13 protein-coding genes are annotated in these 16,599 nt (G+C 68.1%); 5 read left to right on the forward strand and 8 right to left on the reverse strand.

Annotated features, from left to right (window positions below):
* Window positions 1-193 precede the first annotated feature (193 nt).
* Together PM1_RS22840 and PM1_RS31165 are read left to right on the forward strand one after the other, a co-directional pair.
* Window positions 194-1,129 (forward strand): DedA family protein/thiosulfate sulfurtransferase GlpE, encoded by a 936-nt coding sequence (locus PM1_RS22840; RefSeq protein ID WP_009618498.1) that lies wholly within the window; start codon window positions 194-196, stop codon window positions 1,127-1,129.
* 334 nt (window positions 1,130-1,463) lie between these two features.
* A complete protein-coding gene (locus tag PM1_RS31165; protein ID WP_009618500.1) occupies window positions 1,464-1,589 on the forward strand; it encodes a hypothetical protein in 126 nt (41 codons plus the stop codon).
* A 484-nt stretch (window positions 1,590-2,073) separates the two neighbouring features.
* Here PM1_RS31165 and PM1_RS22845 read toward each other — a convergent pair whose 3' ends face one another.
* The 3 genes from PM1_RS22845 to PM1_RS22855 form a co-directional block, all read right to left on the reverse strand.
* The gene (locus PM1_RS22845; protein ID WP_009618502.1) at window positions 2,074-2,313 is read right to left on the reverse strand and encodes an anti-sigma factor family protein; all 240 of its coding nucleotides are present in this window, start codon (window positions 2,311-2,313) and stop codon (window positions 2,074-2,076) included.
* Window positions 2,307-2,849: an RNA polymerase sigma factor gene (locus PM1_RS22850; protein WP_084229685.1), complete on the reverse strand. Its 543-nt coding sequence runs from the start codon at window positions 2,847-2,849 to the stop codon at window positions 2,307-2,309. Before PM1_RS22850 ends, PM1_RS22845 begins: the two co-directional genes overlap by 7 nt.
* Window positions 2,850-2,919: 70 nt before the next feature.
* Window positions 2,920-4,041, reverse strand: a complete 1,122-nt coding sequence (locus PM1_RS22855; protein WP_009618505.1) for a beta-ketoacyl-ACP synthase III — start codon at window positions 4,039-4,041, stop codon at window positions 2,920-2,922.
* 484 nt (window positions 4,042-4,525) lie between these two features.
* On the opposite strand from PM1_RS22855, the gene PM1_RS22860 reads away from it, so the two are divergent.
* The gene (locus tag PM1_RS22860) at window positions 4,526-5,539 is read left to right on the forward strand and encodes an acyltransferase family protein (RefSeq protein WP_009618506.1); all 1,014 of its coding nucleotides are present in this window, start codon (window positions 4,526-4,528) and stop codon (window positions 5,537-5,539) included.
* Here the strand turns inward: PM1_RS22860 and PM1_RS22865 are convergent.
* Window positions 5,536-6,597 (reverse strand): GGDEF domain-containing protein, encoded by a 1,062-nt coding sequence (locus PM1_RS22865; protein WP_009618507.1) that lies wholly within the window; start codon window positions 6,595-6,597, stop codon window positions 5,536-5,538. The two genes, PM1_RS22860 and PM1_RS22865, sit on opposite strands and share 4 nt — an antisense overlap.
* A gap of 214 nt (window positions 6,598-6,811) precedes the next feature.
* Here PM1_RS22865 and PM1_RS22870 point away from each other — a divergent pair, with 214 nt between their 5' ends.
* A complete protein-coding gene (locus tag PM1_RS22870) occupies window positions 6,812-7,231 on the forward strand; it encodes a 3-isopropylmalate dehydratase large subunit (protein ID WP_009618508.1) in 420 nt (139 codons plus the stop codon).
* Window positions 7,232-7,267: 36 nt separating this feature from the next.
* Here the strand turns inward: PM1_RS22870 and PM1_RS22875 are convergent, their stop codons facing one another.
* Window positions 7,268-7,705 (reverse strand): HIT family protein, encoded by a 438-nt coding sequence (locus PM1_RS22875; RefSeq protein WP_009618509.1) that lies wholly within the window; start codon window positions 7,703-7,705, stop codon window positions 7,268-7,270.
* A 121-nt stretch (window positions 7,706-7,826) separates the two neighbouring features.
* Between PM1_RS22875 and PM1_RS22880 the strand changes: the two genes are divergently transcribed.
* The gene (locus PM1_RS22880) at window positions 7,827-8,531 is read left to right on the forward strand and encodes a glutathione S-transferase N-terminal domain-containing protein (RefSeq protein WP_009618510.1); all 705 of its coding nucleotides are present in this window, start codon (window positions 7,827-7,829) and stop codon (window positions 8,529-8,531) included.
* 217 nt (window positions 8,532-8,748) lie between these two features.
* On the opposite strand, the gene hrpA is transcribed toward PM1_RS22880, so the two are convergent.
* The 3 genes from hrpA to fadD1 form a co-directional block, all read right to left on the reverse strand.
* A complete protein-coding gene (gene hrpA, locus PM1_RS22885; RefSeq protein ID WP_009618511.1) occupies window positions 8,749-12,801 on the reverse strand; it encodes an ATP-dependent RNA helicase HrpA in 4,053 nt (1,350 codons plus the stop codon).
* A gap of 140 nt (window positions 12,802-12,941) precedes the next feature.
* Window positions 12,942-14,627 carry a methyl-accepting chemotaxis protein gene (locus tag PM1_RS22890; RefSeq protein WP_024128223.1) on the reverse strand — a complete coding sequence of 562 codons (1,686 nt, stop codon included), beginning with the start codon at window positions 14,625-14,627 and terminating at the stop codon, window positions 12,942-12,944.
* Between the two features lie 71 nt (window positions 14,628-14,698).
* The gene (gene fadD1, locus PM1_RS22895) at window positions 14,699-16,384 is read right to left on the reverse strand and encodes a long-chain-fatty-acid--CoA ligase FadD1 (RefSeq protein ID WP_009618515.1); all 1,686 of its coding nucleotides are present in this window, start codon (window positions 16,382-16,384) and stop codon (window positions 14,699-14,701) included.
* Between the last annotated feature and the right edge of the window lie 215 nt (window positions 16,385-16,599).

The following is a 16,599-nucleotide window of genomic DNA, read 5'->3' on the forward strand; positions in this document are numbered from 1 at the left end:
GTGTTGCGGGGAATCTTGGCGGGGGGTTATTTCAGATCGGCTGCATAGATATAAACTTTTTGTTACAGCTGAACTTTTCCGAAAAATTCGACTACGCGGTCATGGGCTGACAGCAGCGGCTGTCAGCGGGGACTGACGCACCGGACGAGCGGCAGTATGCTGTCGCCTCCCCCTCCGCCACCGCGCCCATTCCATGCAAGAACTGCAACCGCTGATCGAACGCTACGGCCCCGCCCTGCTCTTCCTCAATGTGCTGCTGGAGCAGCTGGGCCTGCCGATTCCGGCCTACCCGGCGCTGATCGTCGCCGGCGCCCTGGCGCTGCAGGGGCACGGGGTGTCCCTGGGCGAGGCGCTGGCGGTGGCCACCCTGGCCTGCCTGATCGCCGACACCGCCTGGTACTTCGCCGGCCGCCGCTACGGCGGCTTCCTGCTGCGCAGCATCTGCAGGGTGTCGCTGTCGCGCGACAGCTGCATCCGCCAGAGCCAGAGCCTGTACCTGCGCATCGGCCCGCGCGCGCTGCTGATCAGCAAATTCCTGCCCGGCGCCGGCGCGCTGTCCACCAGCCTGGCCGGCATGACCGGCACGCCGCTGCGCCGCTTCCTCGGCTACGACTTCGCCGGCTCGGCGCTGTGGGTGGGCTCGGCGCTGCTGCTGGGCGCCATCTTCAGCGACACCGTCGACAGCCTGCTGGGCTGGCTGCACGACTACGCCACCCGCGGCCTGCTGTTGCTATTGGCGGCCTTCGCGCTGTTCATCGCCTGGCGCCTGTGGCAGCGCTACAGCCTGCTGCGGCGCACCGCGCGGATTCCCCGGATCAGCGTCGAGGAACTGCGCGAACGCCTGGACCAGGGCGACACCCCGCTGATCCTCGACGTGCGCGCCGAGGCCGGCGAGGACGGCATCCCCGGCGCCATCCCGATGACTCTGGACACCCCGCTGGACGGGCTCGCCGACAGCCTCGGCCAGGCCGACGTGGTCATCTATTGCGCCTGCCCCAACGAACTCTCCGCGGCCATGCTCGCCGAGCGCCTGCGCAAGCACGGCTACCCGCGCGCCTGGGCGCTGTCCGGCGGGCTGGAGGCATGGCGGGCGAGCCAGGCCCAAGCTGGCGCCGATGGGCTTTCGTAGGATGGGGTGAGCGCAGCAATACCCATCACCACAGCTATCACGGGCAGACATGGTTCCTACAAAAAGCGCGGCGTCCATCGATTGACGTTGCGCCGACCAGCCCTTACCGTTGCCCAGCCGCTCAACCGAGCGGTGCGGGATTGGCGTCCCGGTATCAGAACAGACGCGAGCCTCAGGGCGAGCGTCGGCATGGTCGTACCTGTGTCATGGGCAGGCCGTGCAGGGCATCTTCGGATGCGCCGGATGTTCTGACCGGTACGCCAACCTGTACGGTCTGCCCTCCCTGATTGGCGTCAGACGGGCAGTTCTAGGTACTTTTCGTCAGGACACAACCATGCATCCATTACATATTTCCAAAGAAGCGACTTCCCTCGACCTCTTCGACGCCGCCCTGGGCAGCCTCGAACTGTTGCTGCGCGATGCAGCCCGGCTCTACGAGGCCGCTAGAGAACGGGCCTGAGCGCCGAGGCGCCTTGCGTAGGATGGGTTGAGCTTGCGATACCCATGCGGTTGCGGTGATGGGTATCGCTTCGCTCAACCCATCCTACGGTGTGCTACCTGCGCCATTCCCCCTGCCCGCGCCTGGAGGCACGGTATTTCTCCTCCCGTAGGCGGACCTTGTCCGCGATAGCCGGAGGTTTCGGCGCGGATCGCGGATGAGATCCGCTCCTACGCTGCCCCGCCCGCGCCATTCCCATTGTAGGAGCGCGCCCTGCGCGCGAATCGCGGGCAGGGCCCGCTTACAAGGTAGCCGGGAAGCACGGTATTCCCCCCGTAGGAGCGGACCTTGTCCGCGATAGCCGGACGATCCGGCGCGGTTCGCGGATGAGATCCGCTCCTACGCTGCCCCACCCACGCCATTCCCCTGTAGGAGCGCGCCCTGCGCGCGATTTCGCGGGCAGGGCCCGCTTACAGGGAGGCACGAATCTCATCCGCGACTGCGCTCAGCGCCGCGAGTGGTCCCGGCGCAGTTCGGCCAGGCGGGCGGCCAGCAGGTCCAGGCCGGTGGCGCGGTCTTCCGGCAGGCGGCGCACGCTGGCCTGGGTCAGGCGCATCTGGCGGATGAAGCGCCGGCAGTGGCGGCACAGCAGCAGGTGGCGGCGCACCGCGAGTTTCTCGCGCAGGCCGAGCTGGCTGTCCAGCAGGTCGCTGGAGAGGGCCACCAGTTCCTTGCAGGTCAGCATTGGCCGGTCTCCTCGAAATGCTCCAGGGTGGCGAACAGCTTCAGCCGCCCGCGGTGCAGCAGCACCCGGACATTGGAGAGGGAAAGCGACAGAAGATTACAGATCTCCTGCAATTCCAGGCCCTGGCGCTCGCGCAGCAGGACCACGCTGCGCTGCAGGTCCGACAGGCTCAGCAGGGTCTTTTCCAGGCATTCGCGCAGTTCGTCCTCGGCCAGCAGGGCCTCGGGCGAGTCCGAATGCCAGGCCAGGGGCGCGGCGCTCCAGTGGCCGTCGGCGGCGAAGCGGGTGTCGTCGATGCTGCCGTGGGGCGCCGGCAGGTCGTCCAGGGAGACTTCCCGGCGCACCTGGCGCAGCTTGCTCTTGGCGGTGTTGGCGGTAACGGTCAGCAGCCAGGTCTTGAGGCTGGAGCGGCCCTGGAAGCCGTCCAGGTGGCGCACCACGGCGAGCCAGGCGTCCTGCACCACCTCGTCGGCGTGGGCGCTGCCGACGATGGCCAGGGCCACGGCGCGCATGGCGCCCTGGTAGGCCGCGACCATCTCGCGGAAGGCCGCGTCCTCGCCGGCGCGCAGGCGCGCCAGCAGTTCGCCGTCGGCTTCGCCCACCCGGTCAGCGCTTGCGCAGGATCACGCTGCCGATGGAGTAGCCGGCGCCGAAGGAGCTGAGCACGCCGATGGAACCGGCGGGCAGGTCCTCGTGGTACTTGTGCAGGGCGATCACCGAGCCGGCCGAGCTGGTGTTGGCATAGGTGTCGAGGATCACCGGCGCCTCGTGGGCCTCGGCGTCGCGGCCGAGCAGCTTGCGGGTGATCAGCAGGTTCATGTTGAGGTTGGCCTGGTGCAGCCAGAAGCGCTTGACGTCGCCGACCGGGATGTCGTTCTGCGCCAGGTGCTCGCCGATCAGCTCGGCGACCATCGGGCAGACGTCCTTGAACACCTTGCGGCCTTCCTGGACGAACAGCTTGTCGCGCTGGCCGATGCCCTCTTCCGCGGCGCGGTTGAGGAAGCCGAAGTTGTTGCGGATGTTGTTGGAGAACTGCGTCAGCAGCTTGGTGCTGACGATGTCGAACTGCTGCTTGCCGATGGCCTGGTCGGCGCGCTCGACGATCACCGCGGTGGCCGCGTCGCCGAAGATGAAGTGGCTGTCGCGGTCGCGGAAATTCAGGTGGCCGGTGCAGATTTCCGGGTTGACCATCAGGATGGCGCGGGCCTGGCCCAGTTGCACGGCGTTGGCCGCGGCCTGCAGGCCGAAGGTGGCCGAGGAGCAGGCGACGTTCATGTCGAAGCCGAAGCCCTGGATGCCGAGGGCGGCCTGGACCTCGATGGCCACCGCCGGGTAGGCGCGCTGCAGGTTGGAGCAGGCGACGATGACGCCGTCGATGTCCGCCGCGCTGCGGCCGGCCCGGTGCAGCGCCTCCTTGGCGGCGTGCACGGCCATCTCGCAGAGGATGCCCCAGTCGTCGTTGCTGCGCTCGGGGATGCGCGGGACCATGCGCTGCGGGTCGAGGATGCCTTGCTTGTCGACCACGAAGCGGCTCTTGATGCCGGAGGCCTTCTCGATGAACGCCGAGCTGGATTCGCTCAGCGCTTCCAGCTCGCCCTTGGCGATGGCTTCGGCGTGCTGGTCGTTGTACTGGCGGACGTAGGCATTGAAGGACTCCACCAGTTCATCGTTGGAGATGCTGAACGGCGGGGTATAGAGACCGGTTCCGCTGATGACGACTTTATGCACGGTCAATCCTCTTCTCAATCTGGCTGCCGGCCCCGGCAGCATGGTTAGGCATCGATGTGCCCGCCCGCGGGCCGGCACTGCAAAAGGGGTTCGGCCCGCATGGGCCTGAGGGCACGGCCTGATGACCAGGCAGTGTGCCATCGAAGGTGGCGCGCCGGCATCTTCCACCGCCCAACGGCGACGGCGCTGCGCGGCGCTCGAATAACCGCCGATTATGCGGCAAATCGTCGGCAAATGCCGCTACCGCGGCGCAGTTTTCCAGCATACAGACCTTGTACCGGCCGGTGATTGAAATTCCCGAAAGCCTCGATAGCCAGGCCATCCGGGCGAGTTGGCGGAAGCGCCCTGCGCTCTTGCGCAAATGCCCTTGGGGCGAATACCCGCATGCCACCGGGCAGGTGCGCTGAACCCCGGCGGGAAAACCGCTGTCGAGGAAAGGGGCGCCCGCCGGCGCCCCTTTTCATTGGCAAGCACAGAGGTAGCGATGCTGGTTTCCCTTCAGGCGCTGCGGGCCCTGGCCGCCTGGCTGGTGGTGTTCCATCACTTCATGCAGGTGTTCTTCGATTTTCGCGCCGACAGCCTCGGCGGGCGCCTGCTGTCCACCCGCGGCCAGGTCGGGGTGGACATCTTCTTCGTCCTCAGCGGTTTCGTCATCCAGCTGTCCTGCGCCGGGCGCCAGGTGCCCGGCCTGACCTTCCTGGCCCAGCGGCTGGCGCGCATCGCCCCGGCCTACTGGCTGTACACCGCCATCACCGCGCTGATCCTCTACGCCTTCGGCAACCTGATGCCGGTCTACGGCGTGGCCCTGCCGCAGCTGCTGCTGTCGCTGCTCTTCCTGCCCAGCCAGAACCCCGGCGGCTTCGGCTTCTACCCGATACTGCCGGTGGGCTGGACGCTGAACTTCGAGATGCTTTTCTACCTGCTGTTCGCCCTCTCCTTCGCCGTGGGCGAACGCTGGCGCCCCTGGCTGGTGGGCGCGTTGCTGGCGCTGGTCAGCGGCGTGCTGGCGAAGGCGCCGTGGCTGAGCAATTTCTACCGCAACCCCATCGTCTGCGAATTCCTCTTCGGCCTGCTGCTGGCCGAGCTGTACCGCCGCGGCCTGCTGCGCCTGCGGGCATCGCTGGCACTGCCCCTGGCGCTGGGCGCGGTGCTGGTGCTGCTGCACTTCCCCGCCGACCATCCCTGGCGCCCGCTGACCTGGGGCCTGCCCAGCGCGGCGCTGGTGGCCGCCTGCGTGGCGCTGGAGCCATGGTTCGCCGGCTGCCGCCCGCTCAAGGCGCTGGGCGACTGGAGCTATTCGGTGTACCTGGTCCACGTGATAGTGCTGTGGCTGGCCAGCTACTGGCTGCACCAGCGCCTGGGCCTGGGCCCGTACCAGACGCTGGCGCTGTGCCTGCCGGCTATCCTGCTGCTGTCTTGGCTGAGCTACGAATGGGTGGAACTGCGCCTGGGCCGGCGCCTGAAGCAGGCCTGGGCGCCGCGCCCGGCCACGGCCTAGCCGTCGCTGCAGACCAGGCGGTTGCGCCCCTGGGCCTTGCCGCGGTACAGGCGGTGGTCGCAGCAACGGTACAGGGCCTCGGCGTCGTCGCCGTCCACCGGCCACTCGGCCAGGCCGAAGGTGGCCGACAGCGGGATGACATGGCCGCGGTACAGCAGCGGGTTGGCCGCCAGGTCCGTGCGCAGGCGCTCCACCAGCGGGGCGGCGTCGAAGCGGACGGTGTTGCGCAGCAGCAGGGCGAACTCCTCGCCGCCCAGGCGGCCGATCATGTCGCCGGCGCGCAGGTGCAGGCGCAGCCGGGCGCAGAGGTACTGCAGGGCCTTGTCGCCGGCGTCGTGGCCCCAGCGGTCGTTGACGTCCTTGAAGTGGTCCACGTCCAGCAGCACCAGCACCCAGCGCTGGCCGTTGCCGTGGGAATCCTCCAGGCAACGCAGCACCGCGCGCTGGAACGCCTCGCGGCTGGCCACGCCGGTCAGCGCGTCGCTCAGCGCCAGGCGCTGCAGCAACTGCTGGGCCTGGGCGCGGCGGGTTTCGTAGATGTGCACGAAGGCCATGATCAGCAGGCCGCAGAGGATGGCGTTGCCCAGGTCGATCATCCCCGGGGCGTCCAGGCGCAGCGGGTGCTGGCGCAGGTAGAGCAGCGCGGCCACGCCGACGAAGGGCACCGAGAGCAGGAAGCCGCGCCACGCGCCCAGCAGCAGGTAGGCCATCACCGGCATCAGGTAGAGCCAGACGAAGGCCGTGGCCGAGGCCTGCGGCATGATGATGATGTAGACCAGGAAGCAGAAGGTGGGCAGCAGGTAGGCGTAGATCCACGGCGTCAGGTCGCGCACCCGCGCCAGGCGCGAGGTGGCCCACAGCAGCAGCGCGCAGACCAGCGCCTCCAGGCCCGCCAGCAGGTAGTTGCCGTTGAGGCACTGGAGCACCGAGAAGATTCCCAGGGTCAGCCCGGTGCAGAAGAAGATCAGGCGCATCAGCAGACGCTGGTCGGCCAGGTCCAGTCCGCTGGTGCTGGCTGCCGGCTCCCCCGGCGCATTGGCTTTGGCCTTGTCGTGCATGGCTACCTTTCCCTGGCCCCGCCAGGCATGGCGGAGCGCTGGACGAAACGACCGCCCATCCGCGTGGATGGAGTCTAGCCAGTCCGCCCGCCCGGCAGCACAGCCGGTCGTCGCCCGCCGGACGGTGCAAGCATGGCGACCAACGCCGTGAATTCACGGCAGCTTCATCGCCGCTGCGCTAGCCTTCGAGGAACCCCAACCACGGAGGGCGCCCATGCGCGCATTGATCGCTTCGCTGTCCCTGCTGGCCCTGGCCGGCTGCTCGTCCTACCAGGCCAGGGAAACCGGCCCGGTGCCCGCCGACCGTTTGCTGGGCTTCCAGCAGGAGGCCCAGGGCGGCGCCAGAGTCGAGGTCGAGCGCGACCTGGGCTTCCTCGGCGGCGGCTGCATGGTCGCCTTCAAGATCGACCGCCAGTTGGCCGCGCGCATCGCCGTGGGCGAGACCGCCAGCTTCCAGCTGCCGCCCGGCCAGCACATCGTCGGCATCGGCGCCGACGAACAGGGCGAGGGCCTGTGCAGCAAGGGCCTGCTGCGCCGCGAACTGCTGGTGGACCTCGCCGCCGGCGAGACCGCGCAGTTCCGCATCCTCAGCGACGCCAACAAAGGCTTCGACATCCTCCCGGCCCAGCGTTGACGCCCGGGCGGGGCCACGGCCCCGCCCTTCCCCGGCTTACCCGTTGATGCGTCGCACCAGGCGCGCCTGCAGCTGCTCCAGCTCGGCCGGGTCGGCCTTCTGCACGGCGTGGATGCCCAGGCCCTGGCCGGCGTAGCGCGGCACTATGTGCACGTGGATATGGAACACCGTCTGCCCGGCGGGCGCGCCGTTGAACTGGGCCACCTGCACGCCGTCGGGGTTGAGTTCCTCGACTATCGCGCGGGTCAGGCGCTGCACCACGCCCATCACCTTGCACAGCGCATCGGCGTCGACTTCGAGGATGTTGCGCGCGGCGCTGCGCTTGGGCACCACCAGCGCATGGCCGTGGGACTGCGGGAAGAGGTCGAGGAAGGCGAGCACGTCGTCGTCCTCGTACAGCTTGTAGCAGGGGGCGTCGCCGCGAATGATCTGGGCGAAGATGTTCTGCGGGTCATAGGTGCCTTGCAGGCTCATGGCGCTGTCCTTGAGCGGTGGATCGGAGACGGCACCATACCGGCTCGCGGCGCCGCTGGCACCTCCCCCCTGCGCGATCGGCGGCGTATGCTGGGCGTTCGACTTTCAGACCGGAGTTCCCATGCCTTCGCTCGCCGACTTCCCGATCACCCGCAAATGGCCCGCCACCCGCCCCGACGTCCTGCAGCTGTACTCGCTGCCCACGCCCAACGGGGTGAAGGTCTCGATCATGCTGGAGGAAACCGGCCTGGCCTACGAGCCGCACCTGGTCAGCTTCGAGCGCAACGACCAGTTCAGCCCGGAATTCCTCTCGCTGAACCCGAACAACAAGATTCCCGCCATCCTCGACCCCAACGGCCCCGGCGGCCAGCCGCTGGCGCTGTTCGAGTCCGGCGCCATCCTCATCTACCTGGCCGACAAGACCGGCCAGTTGCTGCCCAAGGACCCGGCGCGGCGCTACGAGGCGATCCAGTGGCTGATGTTCCAGATGGGCGGCATCGGCCCGATGTTCGGCCAGTTGGGCTTCTTCAATAAATTCGCCGGCCGCGAGATCGAGGACAAGCGGCCGCTGAATCGCTATGTGGAGGAGTCCCGGCGGTTGCTCGGCGTGCTCGACCAGCGCCTGGAAGGGCGCGACTGGGTGATGGGGCAGGAGTACGGCATCGCCGACATCGCCATCTTCCCCTGGGTGCGCAACCTGGTGGGCTTCTACGAGGCGGGCGACCTGGTGCAGTTCGAGCGCTTCGGCAATGTGAAGCGGGTGCTGGAGGCGTTCCTGGCGCGGCCGGCGGTGCAGCGGGGGTTGGGGATTCCGCAGCGGGGTTGAGCGGTACGCCTGTAGGGGCGACTGTCTTGCCGGCCGCGCCGAGGCGCTTTTCGTAGGATGGATTGAGCTTGCGATACCCATGCGGTTGCGGTGATGGGTATCGCTTCGCTCAACACCATCCTACGAAAAGCCATGCTCGCTTATCCGCGATGTTCTGTGCGCAGGCTCGGCCCATCGCGGACAGAGTCCGCTCCTACCAAAAGCAACCAGCCCGGCGTCAGGCCTCGACCTGGCTCCACTGCTTGCCCAGCCGCTTGTCCGACACCGGCACCTTCGTCCCCAATTGCTGGGCGAACAGCGACACGCGGTACTCCTCCAGCATCCAGCGGTACAGCACCAGTTCCGGATCGCGCTTGCCTTCCTGGGCGTGCTTGGCCTGGCGGGCCTTGTACTGGTCCCAGTAGCCGGCCATCTCGCCGCTCCACACGCGGTCGCGCTGGACCTGGCCGGCGACCTTGTCCAGGCGCTGTTCCACCGCCTTGAGGTAGCGCGGGTATTCCTTCAGCCATTCCAGCGGGGTGTCGCGGACGAAGCCGGGGTAGACCAGGTTGGCCAGTTGCCCCTTCACGTCGTTGAGCGGCACCGTCATGGCCAGGTCGACCTTGCCCTTGAAGCGCTTCTGCAGGCCGTGCCAGAGCTTGAGGATGTCCAGCACCAGGCGGGCGATGCGTTCGGCGTGTTCGGTCCAGGCGCCGCGTTTCTTCTCCGCCAGCGAAGCCAGGGCCGCGCCGTCGCGGGGCAGGCTGGCCTCGCCTTCGAGGATGCAGGCGTCCAGGCTGGCCAGGAGGATGTCTTCCACCAGCGCCTCGACGCGGCCCAGTTCGCGGTACAGCAGGCCCATCTCGGTCTGCCCCAGCAGCTTGCCGCGCAGGAACTTGGCCGGCTCGGCCAGTTGCTGCAGCAGCAGGCGCTGCAGGGCGCGGCGGTGCTGGTACTCGGCCTCGGCCTGGGTGGGGAAGCGGTTTTCCTTGACCACCCCGCCCTCTTCCACCAGCGCCGGGTAGACCGTCATCGACAGCCCGGCGATCTTCTGCTGGGCCTTTTCCGCCACTTCGGCGAAGCCCTTGGCTTCCACCGGCTTCTGCGGCTTGTCGGCCTGGGGAATGGCCAGGGCGGCCTGGCTGGCTTCGGCGAAGCGCGCGGTGAGTTCGGCAAGGTCGCGGCCTTCGCCGAGGAACTTGCCGCGGGCGTCCACCACTTCGATGTTCATGCGCAGGTGGCTTTCCACCTGGGTTTCGGCCTCGGCCCAGGCTTCCTCGGCCACGCGGTTGCCGGTCATGCGTTGCAGCTCGCGGCCCAGGGCCTCGGGCAGCGCGCCTTCGGCAAAGGTCATCTTGCCGATGGCGGCGCGGACGAAGTCCGGCACCGGCACGAAGTTCTTGCGGATGGCCTTGGGCAGGTTGCGCACCAGGGCCACGCACTTGGCTTCCAGCAGGCCCGGCACCAGCCATTCCAGGCGCTCGGCGGGCAGTTGCGGCAGCAGCGGCGCCGGTACCCGCAGGGTCACGCCGTCGCGCGGGTGGCCCGGCTCGAAGTGGTAGCTCAGCGGCAACTGCAGCTCGCCCAGGCGCAGGCGGTCCGGATAGAGGCCGGCGGTGACTTCGCTGGCGTCGCGGGCCAGCACGTCTTCCTCGCGCATGATCAGCAGGTCGGGCTGCTGCTTGTGCTCGCGCTCGTACCACTTCTCGAAGCTGGCGGTCTGGTAGATGTCCGCCGGCAGACGCGCGTCGTAGTAGGCGAACAGGGTTTCCTCGTCGGCGAGGATGTCGCGGCGGCGCGCCTTGGCCTCCAGTTCGTCGAGCTTCTCCAGCAACTGGCGGTTGGCGGCAAGGCACCTGGCGCGGCTGTTGATCTCGCCGCGCACCAGGGCCTCGCGGATGAACAGCTCGCGAGCCACCGGCGGGTCGATGGGGCCGTAGTGCACGGCGCGGCGGCCGACGACGATCAGCCCGTAGAGGGTCACCTGCTCGTAGGCCACCACCTGGCCGCGCTTCTTCTCCCAGTGCGGTTCCAGGTGGTTCTTCTTCACCAGGTGGCCGGCCAGGGGCTCCAGCCAGTCCGGCTCGATCCTGGCGACCATGCGGGCGAACAGCTTGGTGGTCTCCACCAGTTCGGCGGCCATGATCCACTGCGGCTTCTTGCGCCCGATCACGCTGGAGGGGTGGACCCAGAAACGCCGCTGACGCGCGCCCAGGTAGTCGCCGTCCTCGGACTTCTGGCCGATCTGGCTGAGCAGGCCGGAGAGGATGGCCTTGTGCACGGCGGCGTAGTCGATGTCGCGCTTGGGCTGCTCCCCGTCTTTGTAGGAGCGAGCTTGCTCGCGAACGCTCTTCGCGTCTTTGCCGGCCTGGGGTTTCGCAGCGTTGGGTTGTTCGCGAGCAATGGCTGAGGCGCCCCCCTCGCTCCTACGAGAGCCTTCCGGCTTGCCGAAGGGGAGTTTGAGTTCGCGGCAGATCAGGGTGAGCTGGCGGTGCGCATCGCGCCATTCGCGCAGGCGCAGGTAATTCAGGAAGTTCTTCCGGCACCAGGCGCGCAGGGCGTTGGAGCCCAGGGCCTGGCGCTGCTCCTCGAAGCCGCGCCAGAGGTTGATCAGCGCGGCGAAGTCGGAATCCGGGTCCTTCCACTGGGCATGGGCCTGGTCGGCGGCCTGCTGGCGTTCGATCGGGCGTTCGCGCGGGTCCTGCACGGAGAGCGCGCTGGCCACCGTCAGCACTTCGTTCAGGCTGCCCTGGTGGGCCGCCTCCAGCAGCATGCGGCCCAGCCGCGGGTCCACCGGCAGGCGCGCCAGCTGGCGGCCCAGCGGGGTCAGCTGGCCCTCGCGGTTCACCGCCGAGAGTTCCTGCAGCAGGGTGAAGCCGTCCTTGATCGCCTTGCCGTCCGGCGGCTCGATGAAGGGGAAGGCCTCGATGTCGCCCAGGCGCAGGTGGAGCATCTGCAGGATCACCGCCGCCAGGTTGGTACGGAGGATTTCCGGGTCGGTGAAGGCCGGCCGGCCGTTGAAATCCTCCTCGCTGTACAGGCGCACGCAGATGCCCGGCTCGACCCGCCCGCAGCGGCCCTTGCGCTGGTTGGCGCTGGCCTGGGAGATGGCCTCGATGGGCAGCCGCTGGACCTTGGCGCGGTAGCTGTAGCGGCTGATGCGCGCGGTGCCGCTGTCGATCACGTAGCGGATGCCCGGCACCGTCAGCGAGGTCTCGGCGACGTTGGTGGCCAGCACTATCTTGCGCCCCGGCATGGGCGCGAAGATCTTCTGCTGCTCCGCCGGGGTCAGCCGCGCGTACAACGGCAGCACCTCGGTGTGGCGCAGGTTGGCCTTGCGCAGCATGTCCGCGGCGTCGCGGATTTCCCGCTCGCCGGGGAGGAACACCAGCACGTCGCCGGGACGCTTGCCGACTTCGCGCTCGTGGGCGGCGATTTCGTCCAGGGCGCGGAGGATGCCCTCGTCCACCGAGAGGTCGTCGAACAGCGCCTCGCCGTCCTCGTCCACTTCGGCGGCCAGCGGGCGGTACCAGGTTTCCACCGGGTAGGTGCGCCCGGAAACCTCGACGATAGGCGCATCGCCGAAGTGCTTGGAGAAACGCTCCAGGTCGATGGTCGCCGAGGTGATGATCAGCTTCAGGTCCGGCCGGCGCGGCAGCAGGGTCTTGAGGAAGCCGAGCAGGAAGTCGATGTTCAGGCTGCGCTCGTGGGCCTCGTCGACGATGATGGTGTCGTAGCGCTCCAGGTAGCGGTCGTGCTGGGTCTCGGCCAGCAGGATGCCGTCGGTCATCAGCTTGACCAGGGTGCTGTCGTCGCTCTGGTCTTCGAAGCGCACCTGGTAGCCCACCAGCGAACCCAGCGGCGTGCCGATCTCCTCGGCCACCCGCGTGGCGACGCTGCGCGCGGCCAGGCGGCGCGGCTGGGTGTGGCCGATCAGGCCGTGGCTGCCGCGGCCCAGTTCCAGGCAGATCTTCGGCAGCTGGGTGGTCTTGCCCGAGCCGGTCTCGCCGGCGATCACCACCACCTGGCTCTTCAGCAGCGCGGCCTTGATCTCGTCGCGCTTGGCGGCAATCGGCAGGCTGTCGTCGTAGCGGATCGCCGGGACGCTGGCGCGGCGCGCCTCGACCTTGGCGCAGGAGGCCTGGAAGCGCTCCACCCACTGCGCCAGCTTGCCGTCGTCGGGGTGCTTGCGCAGTTCGTGGAACTGCCGGCGCAGGCGGTGGCGGTCGCGGATCAACGCGTGGTCGAGGCGTTGCAGGAGCTGTTCGGGGCTGGGCGTTACGTCGGTCATCGGCTGCGCTGGCGTCTGTGCGAAAGGCGGCCGCGCGCCTGGCGGCGGCCGCTTCCGGAAAGGGGCAAAGACGGGATTGTCGCAGAGTAACGCCCCGCGTCGCCACGCCCAGTGCATGGCGGCGGGGTTTCAGGCGCGAATCAGATGCGGAACTGGCCGACCAGCTGGCGCAGGCGCTCGCCCAGGCCGCTCAGCTCGCTGGCGGTGCGCGCGCCCTGCACGGCGTCCTCGGCCACCCGGTCCACGCCGTCGGCGATCTGGTGCACGCTGCGGTTGATCTCCTCAGCCACCGCGGTCTGTTCCTCGGCGGCGCTGGCGATCTGCGCGTTCATCGAGTTGATGGTGCCGATCAGGTTGGCCATGGCGTCCAGCGACTGCCCGGCCTGGTCGGCCTGGCTGCGGGTGCGCCCGGCCATCTCGCTGGCGCGCTGCATGGCCTGCACGGAGCCGGCGGTAGTGGCCTGCAGGCGGTCGATCATCTGCTGGATCTCGCCGGTGCTCTGCTGGGTGCGGCTGGCCAGCGCGCGCACTTCGTCGGCGACAACCGCGAAGCCGCGCCCGGCCTCGCCGGCGCGGGCCGCCTCGATGGCGGCGTTGAGCGCCAGCAGGTTGGTCTGCTCGGCGATGGAGCGGATCACTTCCAGCACGCCGACGATGCCGCGCACGTCCTGGCTGAGGGTGTCCAGGGCCTCGCTGCTGCTGCTCACCTCGCCGGCCAGGTCGTTGATCTGCGCCACGCACAGGTCCACCTCGCGCTTGGCCGCCTGGCCCTCGCGGTCGGTGTCGCGGGCGGCGTCGGCGGCGCGCTGGGCGCTGCGCGCCACTTCCTGGGCGGCGGCGGTCATCTCGTTGATCGCCGTGGCCACCTGGTCGGTCTCGCTGCGCTGGCCGGCCATCGCCTGCTCCGAGCGCTGCGCCTGCTGGGCGACGTTGCCGACCAGCCCGGACAGTTGCCCGGTGGTGCCGGCCACCTGCTGCACCAGGGTGTGGATCTTCTCGACGAAGCGGTTGAACGACTGCGCCAGCTCGCCCAGTTCGTCGCGGCTTTCCACCGGCAGGCGGTGGGTCAGGTTGCCGTCGCCGGCGGCCATGTCGTCGAGGTTGGCCTTGATCCGCAGCAGCGGGCGGACGATGGCGTTGCCGGTGGGCACCGCCACCAGGGCGATGATCACCAGCAGCGCCAGGGCCGAGCCGATCATCAGCGTCAGCAGGCTGTTGATCTGCCCGTGCAGCTGCTCGCGGGCCTTGGCCACGTCTTCCTCGATGTCGTCCAGGTTCAGCGAGGTGCCGAACACCAGGTTCCACTTCGGCAGGTACTGGGCGTAGCCGATCTTCGGCACGATGGCGCTGTTGCCCGGGCGGGTGAAGCTGTAGTGCACGTAGTGGCTGTCGTCCTGGCCGGCGCGCACCAGCTCGCGGATGGCGTAGACGCCGTTGGGGTCGCGGAAGCTACTGAAGTCTTCGCCGATGCGCTCTTCGCTGGTGCCCTGGAAGACGCGCACCGAGCGGGTGTCGTAGCCCCAGAAGTAGCCGCCGTTGCCGTAGGCCAGGCGCTTGAGCAGCGCCACCCCGGCCTCGCGCGCCGCCGCATCGCCTTCGGCCGCGGCCTGGTACTGCGGGCCGACCGCCGCCAGGGCGACGTCGACGAACTGCTTGAGCTGGACCTGGCGGTCTTCGATCAGGCTCTGGCGGATCTGTTCTTCCTGCTGGCCGGACAGCCGCTGCAGCGCCACCAGGGTCACGGCGCAGAGCACCAGGGTGAGGATCAGGATCGGGAGTAGCGCCAGGCTCAGGACCTTGGCGCGCAGGCGCAGGGAGGGAATCACGGTGGCAGCCTCCATAGGCAGGGGCAACGGCATCAAAAAACCCGCCGTGGGGCGGGTTTCTTGTTATCGGCTCAGGCCTGAGCCTTCTTTAGCTCCTGGTCGCGCAATTCGCGACGGAGGATCTTGCCGACGTTGGTGGTCGGCAGGCTCTCGCGGAATTCCACGTACTTCGGACGCTTGTAGCCGGTCAGGTTGTCGTGCATGTGCTTGACCACCTGCTCCTTGGTCAGGGTCACGCCCGGGCGCGGCACCACGAACACCTTGATCACCTCGCCGGAACGCTCGTCCGGCACGCCGATGGCGGCGCACTGCAGCACGCCCGGCAGGGTGGCGAGGACGTCTTCCAGCTCGTTGGGGTACACGTTGAAGCCGCTGACCAGGATCATGTCCTTCTTGCGGTCGACGATGCGCATGTAGCCGTCTTCCTGGATGATCGCCACGTCGCCGGTGCGCAGCCAGCCGTCCTTGTCGAGGATCTCGTCGGTGGCCTCCTGGCGCTGCCAGTAGCCCTTCATCACCTGCGGGCCCTTGACGCACAGCTCACCGCGCTCGCCCAGGGGCAGCTCGTTGCCGGCGTCGTCGACGACCTTGCACAGGGTCGACGGGACCGGGATGCCGATGGTGCCGATCTGGATGTTCTGGAACGGGTTCACCGACACCACCGGGCTGGTCTCGGTCATGCCGTAGCCTTCGCAGATGGAGCAGCCGGTGACTTCCTTCCAGCGCTCGGCCGCGGCCTGTTGCAGGGCCATGCCGCCGGAGAGCGTCAGCTTCAGGCTGGAGAAGTCCAGCTTGCGGAACGCCTCGTTGTTGCACAGGCCGACGAACAGGGTGTTCAGGCCGACGAAGCCGGTGAACTTCCACTGCGCCAGTTCCTTGGAGAAGGCGTTCAGGTCGCGCGGGTTGGTCACCAGGATGTTGTGGTTGCCGGTGAGCATCATCGCCATGCAATGGAAGGTGAAGGCGTAGATGTGGTACAGCGGCAGCGGCGCGATGAGGATCTCGCAGCCCTCGTTGAGGTTGGCGCCCATCAGTGCCTTGCACTGCAGCATGTTGGCCACCAGGTTGCGGTGCGTCAGCATGGCGCCCTTGGCCACCCCGGTGGTGCCGCCGGTGTACTGCAGCACGGCCACGTCGTCGCTCTTCGGTGAGGACTCGCGCACGCTCTTGCCGCGGCCCTTGGCCAGGGCGTCGTTGAGCTTGACGGCGTTGCCGATGTGGTAGGCCGGGACCATCTTCTTGACGTACTTGACCACCGCGTTGATCAGCAGGCGCTTGAGCGGCGGCAGCAGGTCGGCGACCTCGGTGATGAGCACGTGGCGGATGCCGGTGCGCGGCAGCACTTCCTCGGCCAGGTGGGCCATGTTGGCCAGGCACACCAGCGCCTTGGCGCCGGAGTCGTTGAACTGGTGTTCCATCTCCCGCGCGGTGTACAGCGGGTTGGTGTTGACCACGATGAGGCCGGCGCGCATGGCGCCGAACACCACGATGGGATATTGCAGGACGTTGGGCAGCTGCACCGCGATGCGGTCGCCCGGCTGCAGGTCGGTGTCGTTCTGCAGGTAGGCGGCGAAATCACCGGAGAGGCGGTACAGGTCGCCGTAGGTCAGGGTCTTGCCAAGGTTGCTGAAGGCAGGCTTGTTGGCAAAGCGTTGGCAGGACTCCTTGAGCACCGCGAGGATGTTCGGGTACTGGTCGGCATTGATCTCGGCAGCGATACCTGCTGGGTATTTGTCCTTCCAGAAATTGTCGATCATGGAAGCCCACTCCTAAGCAACAGCTTATCTTTACCGCGTACGCGGTTCTTTGTTGTGTTTGTGCCGCTTTCCCCGTGTCGGGGAGCGAAAAGCGGGCCGAGATTAACAGCTTTGCCAAAACCCGACCAGCACCAAACACAGCCTACCCAGTCATAAAAATGACCAAGAGCAGGTAAATCGGTCACAACCCGCCCATCGGTCGGAAAAGCCCGTGC

The organism is Pseudomonas sp. M1, from assembly GCF_022760135.1.
GTDB classification, from domain to species: Bacteria; Pseudomonadota; Gammaproteobacteria; order Pseudomonadales; family Pseudomonadaceae; genus Pseudomonas; species Pseudomonas citronellolis.